The 742-nt window shown below is 59.2% G+C and carries 1 protein-coding gene; it reads left to right on the top strand.

Features of this window, described 5'->3' with window-relative positions; all coding sequences use genetic code 11:
• A partial coding sequence (locus J9893_RS16080) for a transposase (protein WP_031971774.1) occupies positions 1–507 on the top strand: 507 nt, incomplete at its 5' end.
• Positions 508–742: the final 235 nt, after the last annotated feature.

The following is a 742-nucleotide window of genomic DNA, read 5'->3' as shown; positions in this document are numbered from 1 at the left end:
CCGGCGGTATCCGAGAAGCGGCTGTCGTTAACACGAGGCGGCAACGTGCGCTACCAGCTCAAGACGCCGTACCGGGACGGCACCACGCACGTCATTTTCGAACCATTGGATTTCATTGCAAGGCTGGCCGCCCTGGTACCGAAGCCCAGAGTCAACCTAACCCGCTTCCACGGGGTGTTCGCACCCAACAGTCGGCACCGGGCGTTGGTCACGCCGGCAAAACGGGGCAGGGGCAACAAGGTCAGGGTGGCTGATGAACCGGCAACACCAGCACAACGGCGAGCGTCGATGACATGGGCGCAACGGCTCAAGCGTGTTTTCAATATCGACATCGAGACCTGCAGCGGCTGCGGCGGCGCCATGAAAGTCATCGCCTGCATTGAAGACCCTATAGTGATCAAGCAGATCCTTGATCACCTGAAGCACAAAGCCGAAACCAGCGGGACCAGGGCGTTACCCGAAAGCCGGGCGCCACCGGCTGAGCTGCTCCTGGGTCTGTTTGACTGACGAGCCTGAAGGCCAACGATACCAATCAAAATGCTGCGTTCACAGCGCCGCGGCAGGGATCCGCCGTGCTGGTTGTCGGAAAAGGAGCCGCTAGTGGGAAAGAGGAGGGTAAATTTTCAGCGTTGCTGGCTCCCCGTCAGCCGGATTGGGTTGCATCGCAGGGGTGTCGAAAGAGTCAACTGCGGTCCAAAGCTGTTGGACTTGGGTGAAAAGGGCGTTTATTCTTCCTATACGT

This window comes from Aeromonas sp. MaB10011B (genome assembly GCF_017939325.1).
GTDB classification, from domain to species: Bacteria; Pseudomonadota; Gammaproteobacteria; order Enterobacterales; family Aeromonadaceae; genus Aeromonas; species Aeromonas caviae.
Note: the sequence above shows the minus strand (reverse complement) of the source record. Positions and strands in the feature narration are given on the sequence as shown.